General features: G+C 57.7%; 1 protein-coding gene. It reads right to left on the bottom strand.

The genetic code is table 11. The annotated features are described in order from the left end of the window. Window positions 1-679: IS4 family transposase (locus tag A3722_RS13225; protein ID WP_150120481.1), on the bottom strand; the 679-nt coding region annotated here is incomplete at both ends.

Here is a 679-nt window from a genome sequence, read left to right as displayed (position 1 = left end):
GCGCGATGCAGTTTGCCAGCCGATCAGCTGTGGCTAAGCGAAGTTCCTCGATCCGGCACCCAGTCTTCAGGGTTCGAAAGAAGGTCTCGATCTTCCAGCGCAACGCGTACCAATCGAGCTTGTGGACGGCGTCGGCATGGGTCGTAACCGGCAGGTTCGTGATCAGCTTCCAGAAGACAGGCACTCTGCCTTCTGGTGGATTGAGTTCCTCGGCATGGATTATCTGGAGGTCCTGATGCCGGTATTTCTTCTGCTTCCCGATCGGGGGCCGAACAGTCATGGTCGCGTGTTTGACAGACAGCACGGCGCAATGATCTTTGCCCTGCGCGTCGCGGAACCGGACCTCATGCGTGCCACTGGATTGCACTTCAGCCATCACTTTGGCAATGGTCGTTCCGCCATTCTCCGCCAAACGGTCGACGCAGCTACGCACGAGGAACCCCGTCCCGAGCTCTTCGGCCAGGCAGTAGAGTTCATAGATGTCGCTTTCCCGATCACCGATATGCACACAGCGCTCAGGTGCCCCAGTTAATTCGGTGGACAGGCGCAAATTGTCGAGCCAACGCATGCTTTCCTTCTCTTCAATAGGCACACGGGTCGGGTTGATCTTGCGTTTAAGAGCGGCGGTCCCCTTGAACTTGCTCCGCGACCAGAATTTCGCTGCTGTCAGACCGAGCGG

The organism is Sulfitobacter sp. HI0027 (assembly GCF_001634775.1).
Taxonomy (GTDB): domain Bacteria; phylum Pseudomonadota; class Alphaproteobacteria; order Rhodobacterales; family Rhodobacteraceae; genus Sulfitobacter.
Note: the sequence above shows the minus strand (reverse complement) of the source record. Positions and strands in the feature narration are given on the sequence as shown.